Below are 17,436 nucleotides of genomic sequence, written 5' to 3' on the forward strand. Positions count from 1 at the left end.
CCACGCGCGCGTCGCCAGGCCTCCGTAGCTCAGTGGATAGAGCATCCGGTTTCTACCCGGCTGGTCAGGGGTTCGAATCCTCTCGGGGGCGCACTCATGCCGACACGGGCCGGCAATCCGCTCTCCACTGACGGCGGCCCGCCCGCGCCTCGCTCCAGCCATGGACGCACATCAGATCCCGAGACGTGCCGGTGGTACGTTCGGACTTCGAGCTGATTCGCAAGATCAGCTTCGATGACACGGGGTGCCCCTACCGAACGGGGCTGAGATCACACCCGCTGAACCTGAACTCGTTCACACGAGCGGAGGAATGTCAGATGCGCTGGCATGGGCTTTCGTGAGCCGCCCAGGAACCACGGCAGTGGCGTTAAATGGATTGGGACACACCTATCCGGGCGCGCTCCGCCCGGTTCTCGCAGACCTCAACCTGTCCGTTCCGGTAGGCGAGCACATCGCCGTTGTCGGACGCAGCGGATGCGGTAAGTCGACGCTGCTGTCGGTGATCGCCGGCCTCGTCGAACCGACCACCGGGACCGCCGCCGTCCTCGATGACCGCCGGCCCGCACGACGCCTGGAGTCCTGCGCGTTGATGCCCCAGGGCGACAGCCTGTTGCCCTGGCTGTCCCTGCTCGACAACGTCGCGATCAGTCTCCGCAACCAACGAGTGCGCCGGCGCGTGGCCCGATCCGAGGCCCAGCGCATGCTGGACCGTGTGGGACTGGGCGCCTGGTCCGATGCCCGTCCCTCAGCCCTCAGCGCGGGCATGCGCCAGCGCGCCGCTCTCGCGCGGGCTCTGCTGGCGCGCAAACCCGTGCTGCTGGCCGACGAGCCGCTCGGTGCGCTCGACGCGATCACCCGTGCGGAGGTCCAGCAGTGGCTCCGCGACACCATCACCCACACCTCGGCCACCCTCGTCATGGTCACGCACGACGTCGATGAGGCGCTGCTCCTCGCCGAACGCGTGGTCCTGTTGGCACGAGACGAGGCCCACGCCCCGGCGCGTGTGGTCCGCACCTGGTCGGGTTGGTTCAGCGACGACCGGCCCCGCGAGGTCCTCCTCGGGGACGAGGACTTCGCCACAGTTCGCCGGGAAGTGCTCCAGGCTCTGGCCCGGGAATCGCACCTCGCCGAGGGCGGAACCGACCGATGACCGTGCGACTCCTCCGGTCCGCCGCCCCTGCCTGCGTCACGCTCCTACTGGTCCTCGCCGCGTGGATCACGGTCACCACGCTCGAGCTCGTGCCCGAGTACGTCATTCCCTCACCCCTCGCCGTGCTCGACTCGCTCGTATCCACCTGGCCCGACCGGCTGGGCTCGGCCACATTGCTGACCGCCACGGAGACCGTCGTCGGGGTGGTCCTCGGAGTGGTCGTCGCGGTGGCGGTGGTGATCGTCAGCGCATTCGTGCCCACCATCGGGCAGGCCATGACCCCCCTGCTGGTCGCCTCCCAGGCCATCCCGGTCATCGTGATAGGCCCACTGTTGACGATCTCCCTCGGCTACGGCATGGCGCCGAAGGTCATCGTGGTGGCCCTGCTGTGCTTCTTCCCGGTCGCCCTCAATCTCCTCTCCGGAATCCGCTCGGTCGACGCCCGAATGATCGACACCCTGCGGAGCCTGCACGCCACCAGGTGGTCGCTCTTCTGGCGGGTGCGTCTGCCCTTCGCCGCGCCTCGCGGCTTCGCCGGGTTGCGCGTCTCGGTCACCTTCGCGCCGGTGGCCGCCGTCTTCGCCGAGTACACCGGCTCCACCAACGGCCTGGGCTACCTCATGCTCCAGGCGATCCCCCGGCTCCAGACCGATTTCGTCTTTGCCCAGGTGGCGGTGCTGACGATCATGTCCAGCGTCCTCCTCGCCAGCGTGACCATCCTCGAACGCCTGATCTGCCCGTGGAACACACCCACCGGGGAAAGGAACCCATCATGACGGACACACGACCCAGCAGGATCCGACGCCGGACTCTCTCGCGACCCGGGGTGAGCGTGCTCGCGATCGCGGCCGCAGCCACGGTGGCTCTGACCGGGTGTCAGGCGGCCCCGGACACCGCCGCGCCCGGAGCCGCCGAGTCGGGAGCCACCGACAACGCCCCGGTCAGTGTTCTGCTCGACTGGAGCCCCAATCCCGACCATGTGGCGCTGTACACCGCGCAGCACACCGGCACCTACACCGACGCCGGCGTGGACGTGACGTTCACGACGCCGTCCAACACGGCCGACGCCGCCCGGGAGGTGTCCCTGGGGCGGGTCGACCTGGCCATCTCCTACGAGCCCGACACGCTCATCGCCGTCGAACAGGGACTCGACGTGATCTCGGTCGCGGCACTGATCCCGACGTCCTTGACCTCCCTGATCGCCAGGACGGAGTCGGGCATCACCTCCGCAGCCGAGCTGGAGGGCAAGACCGTGGGGTTGTCGGGGCTGGCCTCCCAGGAACCGACCCTCGACTTCATCGCCCGTGAGGCCGGAATCGATCCTGACTCGATATCCACCCCCAATGTGCAGCAGAGTCTCAACCAGTCGCTGCTCACCGACCAGGTGGACGCGATCTTCGGGGCGTTCCGCAACATCGAAGGCGTGGAACTCGGCGCCCGGGGCGATGTCGAGATCATGCCGGTCACCGAACTCGGGGTGCCCGACTACGCGGAATTGGTGATCATCGCGAACCCGAACCGGCTCGCCGGCGACGCCGACTATGCCGAGCGCGTGGGCGACTTCCTCACCGGAACCGAGGCCGGGCAGCAGGCCGCGTTGGCGGACCGCCGGATTGCCCTCGAGTCCCTCACCCCGGTGACCGAGGGCTCCTACGAGCCCGACATGCTAGAGAAGATGATCGACGCCACGCTGGCGCTTCTACCCGAGGAGGATTTCGGGCGGCAGACAGCCCGGGACTGGGCGGCCTACGCGTCGTGGATGCATGGCAACGGACTGCTGGAGACCGAGGTCGACGGCGCCGCGGCCATGACCAACGACTACCTGCCCCTGTCCGGCGGCTAGATGGTCTGGTCACACAGATCGTGGCCATGACGTCTGCGGCCGCGTTCCGCACCGGGCAGGCGCCGTTCCTACCGGTCGGGACGCGTCCGCATGGTCCGGGGCGACGGGCCTGGTGGAACTCACTCCTGCGCCTCCCCGAACCGGGCGCGGTAGGACGACGGTGTCGTCGAGTACTTCCTGTCGAAGTTCTGCCGGAACGTCACCGCGCTGCCGAACCCACAGTCGCGGGCGATGTCCTCGATCGAGCGGGTCGTGGTCTCGAGCAGCGTCCGCGCGTGGTCGAGCCGACGCGACAGCACCCATCGCGCGGGGCTCGTGCCGGTGGTCGCGCGGAACTTCCGGGCGAAGCTGCGTCTGCTCATGCAGGCGTGTCCGGCGAGGTCGTCCACCGAGAGCGGCCGGTCGAGATTGGCCAGGGCCCAGTCGATCGTCTCCCTGATCTCCCCGTCGTCTCCCCCGTCGGGCACCGGCAGTTCCACGTACTGCGCCTGGTCACCCTCGCGGTGCGGCGCCACCACGATCCGGCGGGCCAGCACGGCGGCCTTCGCGGCACCGAGCCGGGATCGGACGATGTGGACGCACGCGTCGAGCGAGGCGGCCGTCCCCGCGGAGGTGATCACATCCCCGTGGTCGATGTACAGGTCGGACGAGCGGACGTCGACCGCCGGGTACCGCAGGGCGAGCTCCGCCGCACCCTCCCAGTGGGTGACGACGGTACGACCGTCCAGCACTCCGCTCGCGACCACGGGATAGGCACCGAGGCACAACCCCGCCACCAGGCTGCCCCGGGAATGGGCGCCACGCACGATCGATAACAGGCACGGATCCCGGTCGGGGAGTTCCGGAGACCATGAGGGGAAAACCAGTATGTCGGCCTGCTCCGCCGTCGCGGGCCCGTCGAGGTCGCCGAGCACGATCCCCTCGGCGGTGTGGACGTCTCCGCCGTCTGTGCTCCAGGTGTCGACCTGCCACCCGTCCGCGAGTCCGAGCCGGGTCACCTCGCCGAAGACGAGGAGGGGCGCCGCGAGGTGGAACATCGTGATGCCGTCGAACACGTGAACGGCGATACGCACAGATTGGCCCATTTCCATCGAAAGTGTTCCTTTGTGCCACTCACGGTAGCGCGGTCGGTCCGCGAGGATCGGGGTAACGGCCGAGTTCCCGGCCGTACCGCCTATCCGGAGGATCCACATGAGTTCGCAGAATCGCGCGTTGATCGTCGTCGACGTACAGCAGGAGTACTTCGACGGTCCGCTCGAGATCCAGTACCCACCCCGTGACGAGTCGCTCGCCCAGATCGTCCGTGCGGTCGACGCGGCGAGCGAGGCCGGCATGCCCGTGGTGGTCGTCCAGCACGACCTGCCGGAGGGCGCTCCGGTGTTCGCGAACGGCAGCGCCGGGTGGTCCCTGCACGCGGACCTCGAGAGCCGCCTCCAGCCGCAGTGGAAGCGCGTGACCAAGAGTTATGCCAGCGTCTTCGACGGCACCGGGCTGGTCGACTCGCTTCGGGAGCAGGGCGTCGACCGGGTGACGCTCGTCGGCTACATGACCAACAACTGCATTCTCGGCACCGCCGTGACCGCGGAACCGCTGGGCATCGCCGTGGAGGTCCTCTCCGACGCCACCGGTGCGATCCACATCTCCAACTCCGCCGGGTCGGTCCCGGCACAGCAGGTCCACGAGACGCTGATGGCAGTGCTCAACTCGAATCTCGCCGCGGTCGCCACGACCGACGCCTGGGTCGAGTCCGTCTCGTCTGGGGCCGAGCTCACCGGCAGCGATCTGGGCAGTTCCGCCATGCAGGGCCGCGCCGAGCACTGACCGCGGGACGTCGCGAAGGGCCCGGCCGACCGAGGCACTCGCCCCGGGCGGCCGGACAGCCACTGCGTGGCCCCGCGATCAGCCCGCGGCCTCCCGCAGCCGCGCCAGCAGCGGCTCGGCGGCCTCCTCGAGGAACCGGTCGAGGGTGGAGTCGCCGATCTGGATCAGCGCGATGTCGGTGTACCCGGCCTCCCAGTAGGGCCGCACCTTCTCGACGATCGCGTCGAGGTCGGGCCCGCACGCCAGCTGCTCCCCCACGTCCTCGGGGCGGATGAACTGGGTGGCGGCGGCGAACCCGGCGGTGGTGGGCAGGTCGGAGTTCATGGCCCACCCGCCGGCGAACCACCGGAACTGGTCGTGCGCGCGCTCGACGGCGGCGGACTCCGAGTCGGGGTCCCAGCTGATGGGGATCTGTGCGATCGCGCGGGCGCCGTCACCGATCCGGGTCTGGCCCTCGAGGCCGTTCCACTTCTCGATGTAGCTGCTCTCGGGCTCGGTGGCGATGAGGTGGTCGCCCAGCGGTCCGAGGTGCGCGAGGGCCTTCTCGCCGCCGGCGGCCACGCCGATCGGCACGCGCTTATCGGGTAGGTCCCACAGTCGGGCGGAGTCCACGCGGAAGTGCTCGCCCGAGTAGGTGACCAACCCGCCGTCGAACAGTTCGCGGATGATCTCCAGCGCCTCGACGGTCATCTCGTGGCGCTCGTCCACCGACGGCCAGCGCTGCCCCACGACGTGCTCGTTGAGGTTCTCCCCCGCGCCGATGCCGAGCATGAACCGGCCGTCGGACATGATCTGCATCGTCGCGGCCTTCTGCGCCACCACGGCCGGGTGGTAGCGCAGGATCGGGCAGGTCACGTAGGTGCACAGGTCGACCCGTTCGGTGACGTGCGCGACCGCCCCGAGCACGCTCCACACGTACGGCGCGTGCCCCTGCGAGCTGAGCCAGGGGAAGTAGTGGTCCGAGGCCACCTCGAAGTCGAACCCCGCCTGCTCGGCCTTGGCCGCGTAGCGCACGAGTTCCTTGGGGCCGGACTGTTCGGTCATGAGGGTGTATCCGAATCGCGTCATGCCTATCGATCGTGCGCGCGGCCGTCCCGCGATGCCACCGGTCCCCGCGTCGGATCGACGCCGCCGCACGTGCCTGGCTCCCTACACCCCCAAGCGGTTGCCGCCCGGCCCGGGGCGCGGCACCGTCGAACACATGACTACCCAGCGCGCTCTTCTCCTCGACGTCGACGGCACTCTCGTGGATTCGACCTACGTGCATGTCTGGACCTGGGTCCGCGCTCTCGCCGAGGCCGGTGCGCCGGTGCCGTTCGTGGACGTCCACCGTCGGATCGGCAAGGACGGTTCGACGATCGTGGAGGAGCTGCTCGATATCGCGGGGATCGACGACGACGAGGAGCGCGAGAGCATCGCGGGCCGGGCCAAGGACCTGCACGGTGAGTACTACGCCGAACAGGCCGAGTCGCTGCGGGTGCTCCCCGGTGCCCGCGACCTCGTGCGCGGCGCCAAGGAGCAGGGGTGGATCACTGTGCTGGCCACGTCCGCGCCGCCGTCGGAGTTCGCCGAGGCCCGCGAGTTGCTCGACATCGACGACTACGTGGACGCCGTGACGACCGGTGAGGACGTCGACCGGGCCAAGCCCGATCCCACGATCGTCGAGATCGCCCTGGAGCGCTCCGGTGTCGACGCCGCGGATGCCGTCATGGTCGGCGACGCGACCTGGGACGCGATCGCGGCGACCAAGCTGGGCATACGTTCGGTCGCGGTGCGCACGGGCGGCATCGGCGACTCGGAGTTCCGCGCCGCCGGGTTCTCGGAGATCGTCGACGACGCCGCCGCGGTGCTGGACCTGCTGAACGCCGGCCGGCTCTGACCGCACTCCCCGGCCCTTTCAGCGTGCGGGCTCCGCGTCCTCCCAGGTGCTCTCCGCCTCGGCGCGGCTCGGGGTGCGCACCGGCAGCAGCAGGAGCAGCCCCACCAGCAGCACCAGCCCTATCCCGGCGATGCCCGCGCGGTCCGCGGAGAAGGCCCACGTGAACAGCCCGAACAGCGCCGGCGCGAGGAACGAGACCGCACGGCCGGTGGTGGCGTAGAGGCCGAACATCTGGCCGTCGCCGCCGGGCGGGGCGAGCCTGGCCAGGAACGACCGGGACGCGGACTGCGCGGGCCCCACGAACAGGCACATCAGCAGCCCGAAGATCCAGAACATGCCCGTGCCGTCCACGACCAGCAGGACGGTCATGGTCGCGATCATCGCCACCAGCGACCCGATGATCACGGCCTTGGGTCCCACCGTGTCGTCGATCAGTCCCGCGACCGCCGCCCCCAGCGCCGCGACCACGTTGGCCGCGACGCCGAAGATCAGGACGTCCCCCGGGGCGAGTCCGTAGACCGTCACGGCCAGGATCGCCCCGAAGGTGAACACCCCCGCCAGCCCGTCCCGGAAGATCGCGCTCGCGAGGAGGAACCTCACGGTCCGCGGATCCCGCCGCCAGAGAGCCTTGAGGTCGCGCCAGAGGATGCGGTACGACTCGAGGAAGCCGGGCTCGTCGTCGTCGCTGTCGAGGGCGTCGTCGTCGCTCCTCCCCGCCCCCGGGCGGTGCTCGGGCACCGACCGCAGCACCGGCAGCGCGAAGAGTGCGAACCACACGGCGGCGACGAGGCAGACCAGTCGCACGTTGAGGCCACCGTCGGTGGTGATGCCGAACACCCCGCGCACGGGGCCGTCGCCGTAGATGAAGCCGACGAACGCCGCGAGCAGCAGGAAGATCCCGCCGAAGTACCCCATCGCCCAGCCGAAGCCGGACACGCGGCCGACGGTGGACGGCGTGGAGACCTGGCGCAGCATCGCGAAGTACGCGACCTCGGCGAACTCGAACGTGATCGACCCGACCGCCAGCAGCGCCAGACCGACGAAGAACCACGGGTACGGCGCGTCGGAGTCGACGAGGAACATCAGCGCCGTGAGCAGCACCGTCGCGTAGGTCCAGAGGCCCAGCGCGCGGCGACGCCGGCCCCCGCGGTCGGCGCGCTGCCCCATCACCGGCGCGGTGAGCGCGATGACCAGCCCGGCCACGGCGATGGAGATCGACAGCCACGTGGCCGCCGAGAACGGCCCGTCGAGATCCGCGCCCACCGAGTCGGTCAGGTAGACGGAGAACACGAAGGTGACGATCACCGCGTTGAACGCCGCCGACCCCCAGTCCCACATCCCCCACGCCAGGACCTGCCCGCGGGCGACGCCACGGCGCGATGGTGACGACGACGAGGTGGTCGCTGACGGGGGCGGTGTTCCGATGCTGCTCACGCCGATCAGGCTAGGACCTCCACCACGCTCCGGAGGGCGGCACGCGGGTAAGGTCAGCGCTGCCACACCCGCCGTACGCGGGCGAGCCGAGTGGAAGACCCGAGGAGCCCTATGTCCCTGCCCACGCCCACCGCGTCGAACCGAGCAGTCGTCACCGGCGCCTCCTCGGGGATCGGCATGGCCCTGGCCACCGAACTCGCCCGGCGTGGGCACTCTCTGATCGTGGTGGCCCGACGCGAGGCCGTGTTGCAGGAGCTGGCCGCCCGGCTCGAGGGCGAGTTCGGCGTGACCGTGGAGGTCCGCGCGTGCGACCTCGCCGACCCCGCCGCACGACAGCCGCTACTGGACGAGCTGGCAGGACGCGAGATCTCGATCCTGTGCAACAACGCCGGCATCGCCACCTTCGGCCCCGTCGCCTCGCTGGACCCGCAGTACGAGAAGCACCAGGTGCAGGTCAACGCCGTGGCGTGCCACGACCTGGTGCTGGCGGTGCTGCCCGGGATGGTCGAGCGGCGCTCCGGGGCGATCCTCAACGTCGGCTCCGCGGCCGGCAACATGCCGATCCCCAACAACGCCACCTACGCCGCGTCCAAGGCGTTCCTCAACACGTTCTCCGAGTCGCTGCGGGGCGAGCTCAAGGGCTCCGGCGTCACCGTCACGCTGCTGGCGCCCGGCCCGGTGCGCACCGAGGAGATCGCCGAGGAGGAGAAGACCTTCGTCGACCGCCTCGTCCCCGACCGGCTCTGGGTGGACACCGAGTACACCGCCCGCGTCTCACTGGACGCGCTCGCCCGCAACAAGATGCGCATCGTCCCCGGCCCGCTGAGCCAGGCCATGTCCGTGGCCGGGAACTACACCCCGCGCGGCATCATGGCGCCGATCGTCGGAAAGTTCTACGCCAAGCTCGGCGAAGGGCAGCAGGGCGGGGCCTGATCGTCCGGCGCGGGGGCCGCGATCCTGCGGCGATATAGTCGAGTGATGCCAGAGCCGACCTTCGCCGAGACCCCTGCCCCCACGTCCTCGCCGACGCCCCACCAGGAGTCCAAGAACGACCGCATCGTCTGGATCGACTGCGAGATGACCGGCCTCGACATCAAGTCCGACGCGCTCGTGGAGATCGCCGCGCTGGTGACCGACTCCGAGCTCAACGTGCTCGGCGACGGGATCGACATCGTCATCCACGCCCCCGACACCGAGCTCGACGAGATGGTGCCGGTCGTACGCGACATGCACGCCTCCTCCGGCCTCACCGAGGAGATCCGCGAGTCCACGGTGACGGTCGCCGAGGCCGAGGAGCGGGTTCTCGCCTACATCCGCGAGTGGGTCCCGGTGGCGGGGTCCGCTCCCCTGGCGGGCAACTCGATCGGCACAGACCGCGGGTTCCTCGCCCGGGACATGCCCGAGCTCAACTCGTACCTGCACTACCGGATGATCGACGTCAGCTCCATCAAGGAACTGTGCCGCCGCTGGTACCCGCGCATCTACTTCGGCCAGCCGGAGAAGGGCATGTCGCACCGGGCCCTGGCGGACATCAAGGAATCCATCCGCGAGCTCGCGTACTACCGGGCCACCGCGTTCGTGCCCCAGCCCGGCCCGACCAGCGACGAGGTGAAGCAGGCCGCCGCCGATCTGCCCCCGGTGGACTGACCCCCGCCCGGGTCGCGGCTACTGACTCCACCTGCGGATTTCTCGGCGACGGGGCCCACGGGGTAAAGTCGTCAGCGCTGTCCGCAAGGACGGCGGTGGTGGCTGTAGTTCAGCTGGTAGAGCACCAGATTGTGATTCTGGATGTCGCGGGTTCGAGCCCCGTCAGCCACCCCGACTGAATGGCGGGTGACGCGCACTTCGTGCGAGTCACCCGCCATTCGCCTTTCGCCGCAAGAATTGAAGGAGCCGCCCCCACCTAGCTTGGCGGGGCGGCTTCTCGTCGTTTCGAACCTAGTTGCCGCCCAGGGTGCCGTCCTCGAAGAGAGACGATCCGCAGAGGCGATCACCCTCAAGACCCATCCCCTGCCGCCACGCCATATCTGAACAGTTCCCCTCCAAGTACCGGCTCTCGGCTGCGCCCGGCTGATTGGCGCAGTAATCGGTGCTCTGAATCGTCCCGTCCGACATCCGGGACGGCCCAGGAGTACCGAAGAGGCATTCAACGACGTACGGTTCGGCAGCAGCAGCCGGGGATGACTGAGCAGGTGCTGCTGCTGGAGGTACAGGCGCTGCCGGCGGATCAGGGGTCGATGACGCCGACTGTATGTCAATCTCAGCAAGGTCGAGGACGAAGACTTCAGCGATCGGGTCGCCCTGCGGTGTCGGGGTGTTTATCAGGATCTCCGATTCAGGGTTGACGTCGTCGTGGAGCCACCGCACCCCACGGAACTTGTCACCACTCTGTACGTCCCGCGCATCCAACTCCTCAATGTCCCCACAGGTAGTCGACACCGTCCGATCCCGCGTGATGTACCCGTCCGGATCCCGTTCGCGAATGGTCCCCGTGTTCAACACTTCCCTCGTTCCGTCTCCGGTCACGACTTCCACGTCTACTTCGAGGGCGATATTGGTGTTCGGGTAATCGCCGCACTGTGCGGGAAGGTAGACGCGCTCGATCGTGACGTCCGCGGTGTAGTTCGGACCGTTGATGGTGAACGGCTCACCTAGCGCGATCGAGGTCTCGGTGGGCTCAACTGGAGCGGTGGTGATCACCTCTGTGGTCTGCGTGGCTTCGGGCTCGGCACTCGGGCTGGAACATCCAGCAAGGGCAAGAAGTGCCACGGCGGCAATCGCGAGGATCGAGCGCATGAGCAGCCTTACGTCGAGGAAATCTATTCGTACCACGCTGAAACGCCGATGACATCAGGACCAAAGCAGAGCGTTACCAGCGGTTGCGGGACTGCTCGGCCCAGCCGACCAGCCCGTCGAGCGAGACCTGCGACCCGTCGTCCAGCACCCCGGTACCGTTCCAGACGCCGAACGCCTGGTGCGTCTTCACCGCCAGCACACCGAGCTCGGTGATGTCGCGGCGCAGATGGAACGGCGTGAGCGTCGCGTCGAGGCGCTCGCCCCGCACCCGCCAGGGCCCCGCCGGATCCGTGAGGTCGTAGCTCCACCGCAGGTCCTCGCCGAGCTTGTGCATCCGGCCGTCCACCAGGATCCCGTTCTCGGTGGACCCGGTGCCGTCCGTCCACTTCCCACCGACCTGGATCGCGCGCGTCGAACCGTCCACCACCCCACTGCCGGCGCCCCAGTTCCAGGTGGTGGCGTAGCGCCAGCGGCCACGCCCGCGGTCCAGGACCGCCCACCCCGTGCCGAGCTCGTGCGTCGCGCCGTCGAGGGTCACCGTGCCGGTGACGGGATTGGCGAGATCCTTGAGCGTGTACTGGAACCGGCGCTCACTCCACGGCACCACCACCGCGAGACTGTCGTGTCCGGGCCGGGTGACCTCCAGGCTCACCTGCAGTCCCCGCGCCTGCGCACGGATGGAGGTGCGACCCTCGTCGTCGTCGACCTCGATCCCCACGCGCCCCGCACCCACGCCGGCCGCGGCGCGCAGGCTCCCGTCACCGGGGTCGTCGCCGAAGCGGGGCCGGTGCAGGGGCCGGATGCCGCTGCGGGTCGTCTCCTCGCCCGTCCGGCGGTCCAGGACGTAAACCGCGCAGTTGGCCAGGTAGTCCAGACCTGCCACCGTCAGCCCCACCACGAAACGGTCGGTGACGATCCCCCAGTACTCCCAGCGCTTGGTGCGACCCCAGCCGGCGATACGCGTGCGGTGCACGGGCGCCCGGGACCAGCCCACCGCCTCCGGGTTGAGCCGGCGGCCGCGGGCCAGGTCGACGGGCCGGGTGATCTCGCGCTCGGTCATGGGATCACTCTTCCAGGTGCCCGCGCCGCGGCGGGCGAGGGGCCGCCGCGGGCGGAGGGCACGGATGCGGAAGCGCCCGGGCTCTCCTATGGTGCGGGGTGATCCGACTGACCCGGGGAGGAACCGTTGTCCACGCTCGATGTGTTGCTGGCGATCGTCGGGGCGCTCGGGGTGGTGATCGTGGCCTTCTCCGCGCGACTACGCCAGTGGCCCGTGACGGAGCCACTGCTCGCGCTCGTCGCCGGGATCGTCCTGGGGCCGGCAGTCCTCGGGGTGTTCGACGTGCCCGACATCGTGGCCGAGCACTCGACCCTCCACCACGGCGCGGAGATCCTCCTGGCCATCTCGGTGATGGGCGTGGCCCTGCGGTACCCCTTCTCAGCGATCAGGACGCACTGGCGTCGACTCGCGTTGCTGCTGGTGCTCGTCCTGCCCGGGATGGCGCTCGTCTCAACCGGGCTGGCGATGTGGGTGCTCGGCATCCCCTTCGCACTCGCCCTGCTGTTCGGAACCGCCATCTGCCCCACCGACCCCGTCCTCGCGTCGAGCGTCGTCACCGGAGAGGAGGCCGAGGAGGACCTGCCGGAGCACGACCGTCAGCTTCTGTCGCTCGAATCGGGCGCGAACGACGGGCTCGCCCTCCCACTCGTCCTGGTCGCCCTGGCGGTCGCCACCCCGCTCACTGCCGGGCAGGCGGCCGGTGAGGCCGCCTGGCAGATCGCGGGCGCCCTCGTCGTGGGGATCATCGCGGGCGTGGCGGCCGCCAAGGCGCTGCACTTCTCGGAACGACACCACGACACCGAGACCGGGCCGATTCTGCTGTACACGCTCCTCCTGGCGCTGCTCGTCCTGGGAGTGGCGGGCATCATCGGGGTCAACGGCATCTTCGGCGCGTTCGTCGCCGGACTCGCGTTCAACGTCACCAGCTCCGGCGGCGAACGCCGGACCGAGGTGGAGATCGACGAGGCCGTCAACCAGTTCGCCGTGATCCCCTTCTTCGTCGCTCTCGGCGCGATGATCCCTTGGACCGAGTGGGGCCGCCTCGGATGGGGGGCGGTGTGGCTCACGGCCGCGGTGCTGCTGCTACGCAGGCCGCCGCTGATCCTCGCCGTGATGAAGCCGCTGGGGCTGAAGCCGCGCGGCGCCGCCTACCTCGGCTGGTTCGGGCCCGTCGGCGTCGCGGCGGTCTTCTACCTGACGGAGGAGGCCTCCCGCGTGGGTGCGGACCCGGTCTTGCTCGGCGCGGGCACGCTGATCGTCGTGGCCAGTACCGTCGCGCACGGCCTCACCGCCGCACCCGGACGCGCGCTGTTCCGGGCGGCCGCAGAGCGCGATCCGAGGTCGCCCACCTCGTCGTCGTCGTCGTCCTGAAGTCGTCCTGAACCCCGCCACGGGGTTCTCACCCCCGCCACGGGGTTCTCACCCCTGCCTCGGGGTTCTCACCACTGCACTCGGGGCCCGCCGGTCACCCGGGGGTTCTACTCGAGGTCCCGGCTGTCGCCGGTCCCCGCGTCGAGCTCGTCACCATCCGGGCCGCGCGACTCGCGATGGGCGGCCTCCACCGCCCAGATCATGACCCCGACCGACGGGCCCAGGGCCACGCCCAGCCCGATGTTGTCCAGCGCGGCACCGAACGCCACGCCGATCCCCATCCCGATGCCGATCCACAAGCCCAGCCGAGAGGAGTCCATGGGCTCAGGCCGCGCCCTGCTCGGCGTTACCGGCCTTCCAGGTCTCCCACGGGACGTTCCAGTCGCCCAGGCCGTCCCAGCCCGGCAGCGTGTCGCCCACCGTGCCGGTGACCTCGAAGATGTCGCCGCGCTTGGCGTTGTCGTAGAACCACTTCGCGTCCGCCGTAGTGACGTTGAGGCAGCCGTGGCTCGTGTTCTGGCTTCCCTGCGCCCAGACCGACCACGGCGCGGCGTGGACGAAGATGCCGCTGTACGACATCCGGGTCGCGTACTGCACCGGGGTGCGATACCCCTCGGCCGAGTCCACGGCCACGCCGTACGTCGACGAGTCCATGATCATCGAGGCGTGCTTCTCACCGATGACGTAGACCCCGTTGGGGGTCGGGGTGGCGGCCTTGCCCATCGAGGTGGGCATGGTCTTGACGACCTCGCCGTTGCGCTCGATGACGATCTGCTTGGTCGAGTCGTCCACCCGGGAGATCACGGCGTCGCCGATCTCGAAGCTGCTCTGGGCGTCCTGCTGGCCGTACATCCCGCCGCCGAGGTCCTGGCCGTAGATGTCGACGTGGACGTCGATCTTGGTGCCGGGCGCCCAGTACTCGGCCGGACGCCAGCGGACCTCCTGGTCGGAGACCCAGTAGAACGCGCCCTCGACCGCGGGCTCGGTCGTGATGTGGATGTTGTCCTGAGCCGCCCGACGGTCCGCGATCGGCTCGTCGAACATCACCGCGACCGGCTGTCCGATGCCCACCACGGATCCCTCACCCGTGGTCAGGTAGGCCGCCGTCATGATGGTGGGCGTCAGCGTGCTGAAGCTGGCGTTCCTCCGGGTGACCAGGCCGGCCTCGTCCGTGGCGGTCGACTCCAGCGTGTACTGGCGGCCGTAGCCGAGCTCCTCGGTGGTGCGCCACTCGGTGAACTCGGGGTTGAACTCGCCCTCGACCTGGAGGCCCTCGGGATTGCGCATCACCACCGAATCGAACCGGCCGTCCGTCGCGGTGAGCACGATGGGCTCGACCGGGTTGGCGTCGGTGGAACCCTCCGCCACCGACAGGTCGATCACGGCGGAGGGCTCCGCCGGTGCCTCGGCAACCTGGGTGTCCTGCGCACCGCCGTCGCCGATGGTGCAGCCGGTGAGCAGGAGCGTCCCCGTGAACGCCACGGCCAGTCCGAGGCGGGCCTTCGACCAGATTCCGGTCGCTCGCCGCCCCGTCCGATCCGTTGTGCTCACGTTCACTGATGCCCCTTCCGACGTGCGCTTCCCCCCGGACGCAGCCGCGGCCGAGAAGATGTCCCCTCCAGTATGCCTGGTCACATGGCCGCACTCCATATCGAAACTCCTGGGGCCGCAGGGACCTCAACCCCGTCTCACCCCTTCTGACCAGGCGATTTCGTGAACCAGCCCGGCTGCTGTTACTGTTTCTCTCGCACCAAGCAAGCGCCATTAGCTCAATTGGCAGAGCAGCTGACTCTTAATCAGCGGGTTCGGGGTTCGAGTCCCTGATGGCGCACAAGAGAGAAAGCCCCGGGTCCACGACCCGGGGCTTTCTCGTGTGCCGGGCCGCCTCCCCCGCACCGGATCGCTTGTCAGAGCGGGGCTCAACAGGTGGCCGGTCGGACGGGACGACCGGGGAAGCCGAGAGGAAACGGCGAGAGCGTCCCGCACACGCCCCCGATGACGGGGGTGGGCGGAACGCTCTCGGGAGTCGGGCGGCGACGACTCCGCCGGGACAGGGTCCCCGGGCGGGGCTCCGGACGCCCGGGCGAGGCCGGTCGACTCAGAGGGCCCGACGGGCCGCCAGGTAGGCCTCGATGCGCTGACGCTCCTTGCGCTTGTTGACCATTGACACGGTGATCCCGCCGACGACCAACGTCGCGATACCCCCGAGCACCGCCAGGACGCGCGGGTCCTTGAGTGCCGCGGTGGCGCGCTCCTTGCCCTCGGACGCGAGGTTCTTCGGATTCACCCGGTCGATGATCTCGTCCAAGGTCGTCGCGAGATCGTCACGCGCCTTGGCGATGTCGCCTTCGATGCTGTCGTAACTCCTGGACACGAGACCTCCGTCGATCGCTCGTCCGCGGGGCGCCCCGCGGGTTCTTGACCCCGCCCACGCTACTGCACCCGGCGTGGATCCGCGCCCGTGCGCCGAAGCATCGGATAGGTTGGGATGGTCCGCCGCCCCGACCCGACCCCCAGGAGCACCGGTGACCGCACCACGGCTCGAGGTGGGCCAGACGGCCCCCACCTTCACCCTCCCCGACGCCGACGGCACGCCCACGTCGCTCCGGGAGCTCCTCGCCAAGCACGGGAAGGTCCTCGTGTACGTCTACCCGGCCGCGATGACACCGGGCTGTACCACTGAGACCGTGGACTTCGAGAACGCGCTGCAACAGTTGAACGACTCTGGCCTCGGCGTGGTCGGCGTCTCCCCCGACGCCCCCGAGAAGCTGGCGCGGTTCCGTGACAAGTACGGCATCACGTTCCCCCTCCTGTCGGATCCGGACAAGACGATGCTCACCGAGTGGGGAGCCTTCGGCGAGAAGAAGAACTACGGCAAAACGGTGATGGGCGTGATCCGCTCGACCTTTGTCGTCGACTCCGACGGCACCGTGTCGATGGCCCGGTACAACGTCCGCGCCAAGGGCCACGTGGCGATGGTCGCCAAGCTGCTCGAGATCGAGTTGCCCGAATCCGATCCCGCGGAGGGCTGACCCACCCATGACCACCGACTCGTCCGAACGCGCGCAGGAGCCGCCGCAGGATCCCACCGACGAGGCCGTCCAGGACGAACCGAACATCCTCGTCCCCCGCCGCCGGCCCATCCAGGAGCGCAGCCGCAGGAAATTCCAGGCGCTACTGTCCTCGGCCCGGGAAGTGCTGGTCGAGGTGGGATTCGACTCGTTCACCTGCGAGGAAGTCGCCTCACGTGCGGGCGTTCCGATCGGGACGCTCTACCAGTTCTTCGCCAACAAGTACGTGCTGGTGTGCGAGCTGGACCGCCAGGACGCCCACGGGGTGATCGAGGAGGTCGAGCGGTTCGCCCAGAAGATCCCGGCGCTGGACTGGCCCGAGCTGCTCAACGATTTCCTGGACCACCTGGCCGACCTGTGGTTGCGCGACCCCTCCCGTCGGGCGGTCTGGCTCGCGACGCAGGCCACTCCCGCCACCCGCGCCACGGCGGCGGTGAACGAGCGCGAGATCGCCCGGATGATCGCCAGCGTGCTGGCACCGCTCATGCCCGCCACCGAGCGTGAGCGCCGCGCGTTCATGGCAGAGGCCCTGGTCCACGTGGCGTACTCGATGCTCAACTTCTCGGTCAGCGCCGGCCACGTCCCCCCGGGCCCCGTCACCAGCGCGGACCCCGGGGATGGCAGCGGGGTCTCCTCCGGCGCGAGCAGCGGTTCGGCCGGTGGCGAGGACATCCACGACGCCACCGTCACCGAGCTCAAGCGGATGCTCACCGCCTACCTCTGGCTGGCGGAGAAGGAAGCAGCCCAGAGCGACTGACCCGCCTGGCGGCGGCCCGACGGGCCTGTTCCCGCGGGTGGGCGCTACCGACCCGGTGGCGTCGCACCGACTCCACCGACAGGTGCGCGCCCGGAATGGACCATTCAGAGCGCACTGCCCCTCCATCTGCGAGCAGACCGGACGCACAAGCCGAAGAGGACGCGTTAGTCGCCGGCGCGGCGGTGGCCGGGCGCAGGCGGTGGCCGGGCGCAGGCGGTGGCCGGACGCAAACGGCAGCCCGGCGCGCACAGCGG

Annotated in this window: 18 protein-coding genes, 3 tRNA genes and 1 riboswitch; of the genes, 13 read left to right on the forward strand and 8 right to left on the reverse strand. The window is 69.5% G+C overall.

The genetic code is table 11. The annotated features are described in order from the left end of the window. Positions 1 to 18: 18 nt before the first annotated feature. From AYO52_RS16510 to AYO52_RS16525, 4 genes are all read left to right on the forward strand, one after another. A tRNA-Arg gene (locus AYO52_RS16510) sits at positions 19 to 91 on the forward strand. Between the two features lie 139 nt (positions 92 to 230). Then, a riboswitch (TPP riboswitch) is annotated at positions 231 to 328 on the forward strand. Positions 329 to 376: 48 nt separating this feature from the next. Further along, positions 377 to 1,150, forward strand: a complete 774-nt coding sequence (locus AYO52_RS16515; RefSeq protein WP_253702263.1) for an ABC transporter ATP-binding protein — start codon at positions 377 to 379, stop codon at positions 1,148 to 1,150. Further along, a complete protein-coding gene (locus tag AYO52_RS16520; protein ID WP_067719816.1) occupies positions 1,147 to 1,926 on the forward strand; it encodes an ABC transporter permease in 780 nt (259 codons plus the stop codon). Before AYO52_RS16515 ends, AYO52_RS16520 begins: the two co-directional genes overlap by 4 nt. Continuing rightward, a complete protein-coding gene (locus tag AYO52_RS16525; protein WP_067719823.1) occupies positions 1,923 to 2,993 on the forward strand; it encodes an ABC transporter substrate-binding protein in 1,071 nt (356 codons plus the stop codon). Before AYO52_RS16520 ends, AYO52_RS16525 begins: the two co-directional genes overlap by 4 nt. 119 nt (positions 2,994 to 3,112) lie before the next feature. Here AYO52_RS16525 and AYO52_RS16530 read toward each other — a convergent pair whose 3' ends face one another. Further along, positions 3,113 to 4,066 (reverse strand): GlxA family transcriptional regulator, encoded by a 954-nt coding sequence (locus tag AYO52_RS16530; protein WP_067719826.1) that lies wholly within the window; start codon positions 4,064 to 4,066, stop codon positions 3,113 to 3,115. Between the two features lie 118 nt (positions 4,067 to 4,184). Between AYO52_RS16530 and AYO52_RS16535 the strand changes: the two genes are divergently transcribed. Beyond that, the gene (locus tag AYO52_RS16535; RefSeq protein WP_067719829.1) at positions 4,185 to 4,814 is read left to right on the forward strand and encodes an isochorismatase family protein; all 630 of its coding nucleotides are present in this window, start codon (positions 4,185 to 4,187) and stop codon (positions 4,812 to 4,814) included. Between the two features lie 78 nt (positions 4,815 to 4,892). Here the strand turns inward: AYO52_RS16535 and AYO52_RS16540 are convergent, their stop codons facing one another. Continuing rightward, a complete protein-coding gene (locus tag AYO52_RS16540; protein WP_067719842.1) occupies positions 4,893 to 5,882 on the reverse strand; it encodes a TIGR03557 family F420-dependent LLM class oxidoreductase in 990 nt (329 codons plus the stop codon). A 133-nt stretch (positions 5,883 to 6,015) separates the two neighbouring features. Between AYO52_RS16540 and AYO52_RS16545 the strand changes: the two genes are divergently transcribed. After that, positions 6,016 to 6,693: an HAD family hydrolase gene (locus tag AYO52_RS16545; protein WP_067719844.1), complete on the forward strand. Its 678-nt coding sequence runs from the start codon at positions 6,016 to 6,018 to the stop codon at positions 6,691 to 6,693. Positions 6,694 to 6,711: 18 nt separating this feature from the next. Here the strand turns inward: AYO52_RS16545 and AYO52_RS16550 are convergent, their stop codons facing one another. After that, positions 6,712 to 8,031, reverse strand: a complete 1,320-nt coding sequence (locus AYO52_RS16550) for an MFS transporter (protein ID WP_082924108.1) — start codon at positions 8,029 to 8,031, stop codon at positions 6,712 to 6,714. 207 nt (positions 8,032 to 8,238) lie between these two features. Between AYO52_RS16550 and cmrA the strand changes: the two genes are divergently transcribed. From cmrA to AYO52_RS16565, 3 genes are all read left to right on the forward strand, one after another. After that, positions 8,239 to 9,060, forward strand: coding sequence for a mycolate reductase (gene cmrA, locus AYO52_RS16555; RefSeq protein ID WP_067719846.1), 822 nt, complete (start codon positions 8,239 to 8,241; stop codon positions 9,058 to 9,060). Between the two features lie 45 nt (positions 9,061 to 9,105). Continuing rightward, entirely contained in the window at positions 9,106 to 9,774 is a 669-nt protein-coding gene (gene orn / locus AYO52_RS16560; RefSeq protein ID WP_082924109.1) for an oligoribonuclease, read from the forward strand. 98 nt (positions 9,775 to 9,872) lie between these two features. Continuing rightward, a tRNA-His gene (locus AYO52_RS16565) sits at positions 9,873 to 9,945 on the forward strand. A gap of 120 nt (positions 9,946 to 10,065) precedes the next feature. Here AYO52_RS16565 and AYO52_RS16570 read toward each other — a convergent pair. Further along, complete coding sequence (locus AYO52_RS16570; protein ID WP_253702266.1) at positions 10,066 to 10,923, reverse strand: hypothetical protein; 858 nt, start codon at positions 10,921 to 10,923, stop codon at positions 10,066 to 10,068. Between the two features lie 73 nt (positions 10,924 to 10,996). Further along, entirely contained in the window at positions 10,997 to 11,983 is a 987-nt protein-coding gene (locus tag AYO52_RS16575) for a DUF2804 domain-containing protein (protein ID WP_067719848.1), read from the reverse strand. A gap of 126 nt (positions 11,984 to 12,109) precedes the next feature. On the opposite strand from AYO52_RS16575, the gene AYO52_RS16580 reads away from it, so the two are divergent. Next, complete coding sequence (locus AYO52_RS16580) at positions 12,110 to 13,354, forward strand: cation:proton antiporter (protein ID WP_067719849.1); 1,245 nt, start codon at positions 12,110 to 12,112, stop codon at positions 13,352 to 13,354. A 107-nt stretch (positions 13,355 to 13,461) separates the two neighbouring features. On the opposite strand, the gene AYO52_RS16585 is transcribed toward AYO52_RS16580, so the two are convergent. Together AYO52_RS16585 and AYO52_RS16590 are read right to left on the reverse strand one after the other, a co-directional pair. Further along, positions 13,462 to 13,674, reverse strand: a complete 213-nt coding sequence (locus AYO52_RS16585) for a hypothetical protein (protein ID WP_067719850.1) — start codon at positions 13,672 to 13,674, stop codon at positions 13,462 to 13,464. 4 nt (positions 13,675 to 13,678) lie between these two features. Next, positions 13,679 to 14,911 (reverse strand): Ig-like domain-containing protein, encoded by a 1,233-nt coding sequence (locus tag AYO52_RS16590; RefSeq protein ID WP_156523660.1) that lies wholly within the window; start codon positions 14,909 to 14,911, stop codon positions 13,679 to 13,681. 201 nt (positions 14,912 to 15,112) lie between these two features. Between AYO52_RS16590 and AYO52_RS16595 the strand changes: the two genes are divergently transcribed. After that, positions 15,113 to 15,185 (forward strand) — tRNA-Lys (locus AYO52_RS16595). Positions 15,186 to 15,452: 267 nt separating this feature from the next. On the opposite strand, the gene AYO52_RS16600 is transcribed toward AYO52_RS16595, so the two are convergent. Continuing rightward, positions 15,453 to 15,728: a DUF3618 domain-containing protein gene (locus AYO52_RS16600; RefSeq protein WP_067719851.1), complete on the reverse strand. Its 276-nt coding sequence runs from the start codon at positions 15,726 to 15,728 to the stop codon at positions 15,453 to 15,455. A 151-nt stretch (positions 15,729 to 15,879) separates the two neighbouring features. Here AYO52_RS16600 and AYO52_RS16605 point away from each other — a divergent pair, with 151 nt between their 5' ends. Then, on the forward strand, positions 15,880 to 16,386 hold the full coding sequence (locus tag AYO52_RS16605; protein WP_082924110.1) for a peroxiredoxin: 507 nt from the start codon (positions 15,880 to 15,882) through the stop codon (positions 16,384 to 16,386). A 7-nt stretch (positions 16,387 to 16,393) separates the two neighbouring features. Beyond that, entirely contained in the window at positions 16,394 to 17,182 is a 789-nt protein-coding gene (locus AYO52_RS16610; RefSeq protein WP_067719857.1) for a TetR/AcrR family transcriptional regulator, read from the forward strand. Positions 17,183 to 17,436 lie beyond the last annotated feature (254 nt).

Origin of the sequence: Dietzia sp. 111N12-1 (assembly GCF_001658045.1) — a bacterium.
GTDB classification, from domain to species: domain Bacteria; phylum Actinomycetota; class Actinomycetes; order Mycobacteriales; family Mycobacteriaceae; genus Dietzia; species Dietzia kunjamensis.

Bases quoted from the DNA above. Each gene is read 5' to 3' on its own strand.
- AYO52_RS16550 (WP_082924108.1), bottom strand. From the start codon at position 8,031: ATGTGGGACTGGGGGTCGGCGGCGTTCAACGCGGTGATCGTCACCTTC.
- orn (WP_082924109.1), top strand. From the start codon at position 9,106: ATGCCAGAGCCGACCTTCGCCGAGACCCCTGCCCCCACGTCCTCGCCG.
- AYO52_RS16540 (WP_067719842.1), bottom strand. From the start codon at position 5,882: ATGACGCGATTCGGATACACCCTCATGACCGAACAGTCCGGCCCCAAG.
- AYO52_RS16575 (WP_067719848.1), bottom strand. From the start codon at position 11,983: ATGACCGAGCGCGAGATCACCCGGCCCGTCGACCTGGCCCGCGGCCGC.
- AYO52_RS16520 (WP_067719816.1), top strand. From the start codon at position 1,147: ATGACCGTGCGACTCCTCCGGTCCGCCGCCCCTGCCTGCGTCACGCTC.
- AYO52_RS16525 (WP_067719823.1), top strand. From the start codon at position 1,923: ATGACGGACACACGACCCAGCAGGATCCGACGCCGGACTCTCTCGCGA.
- AYO52_RS16585 (WP_067719850.1), bottom strand. From the start codon at position 13,674: ATGGACTCCTCTCGGCTGGGCTTGTGGATCGGCATCGGGATGGGGATC.
- AYO52_RS16545 (WP_067719844.1), top strand. From the start codon at position 6,016: ATGACTACCCAGCGCGCTCTTCTCCTCGACGTCGACGGCACTCTCGTG.
- AYO52_RS16535 (WP_067719829.1), top strand. From the start codon at position 4,185: ATGAGTTCGCAGAATCGCGCGTTGATCGTCGTCGACGTACAGCAGGAG.
- AYO52_RS16610 (WP_067719857.1), top strand. From the start codon at position 16,394: ATGACCACCGACTCGTCCGAACGCGCGCAGGAGCCGCCGCAGGATCCC.
- cmrA (WP_067719846.1), top strand. From the start codon at position 8,239: ATGTCCCTGCCCACGCCCACCGCGTCGAACCGAGCAGTCGTCACCGGC.
- AYO52_RS16570 (WP_253702266.1), bottom strand. From the start codon at position 10,923: ATGCGCTCGATCCTCGCGATTGCCGCCGTGGCACTTCTTGCCCTTGCT.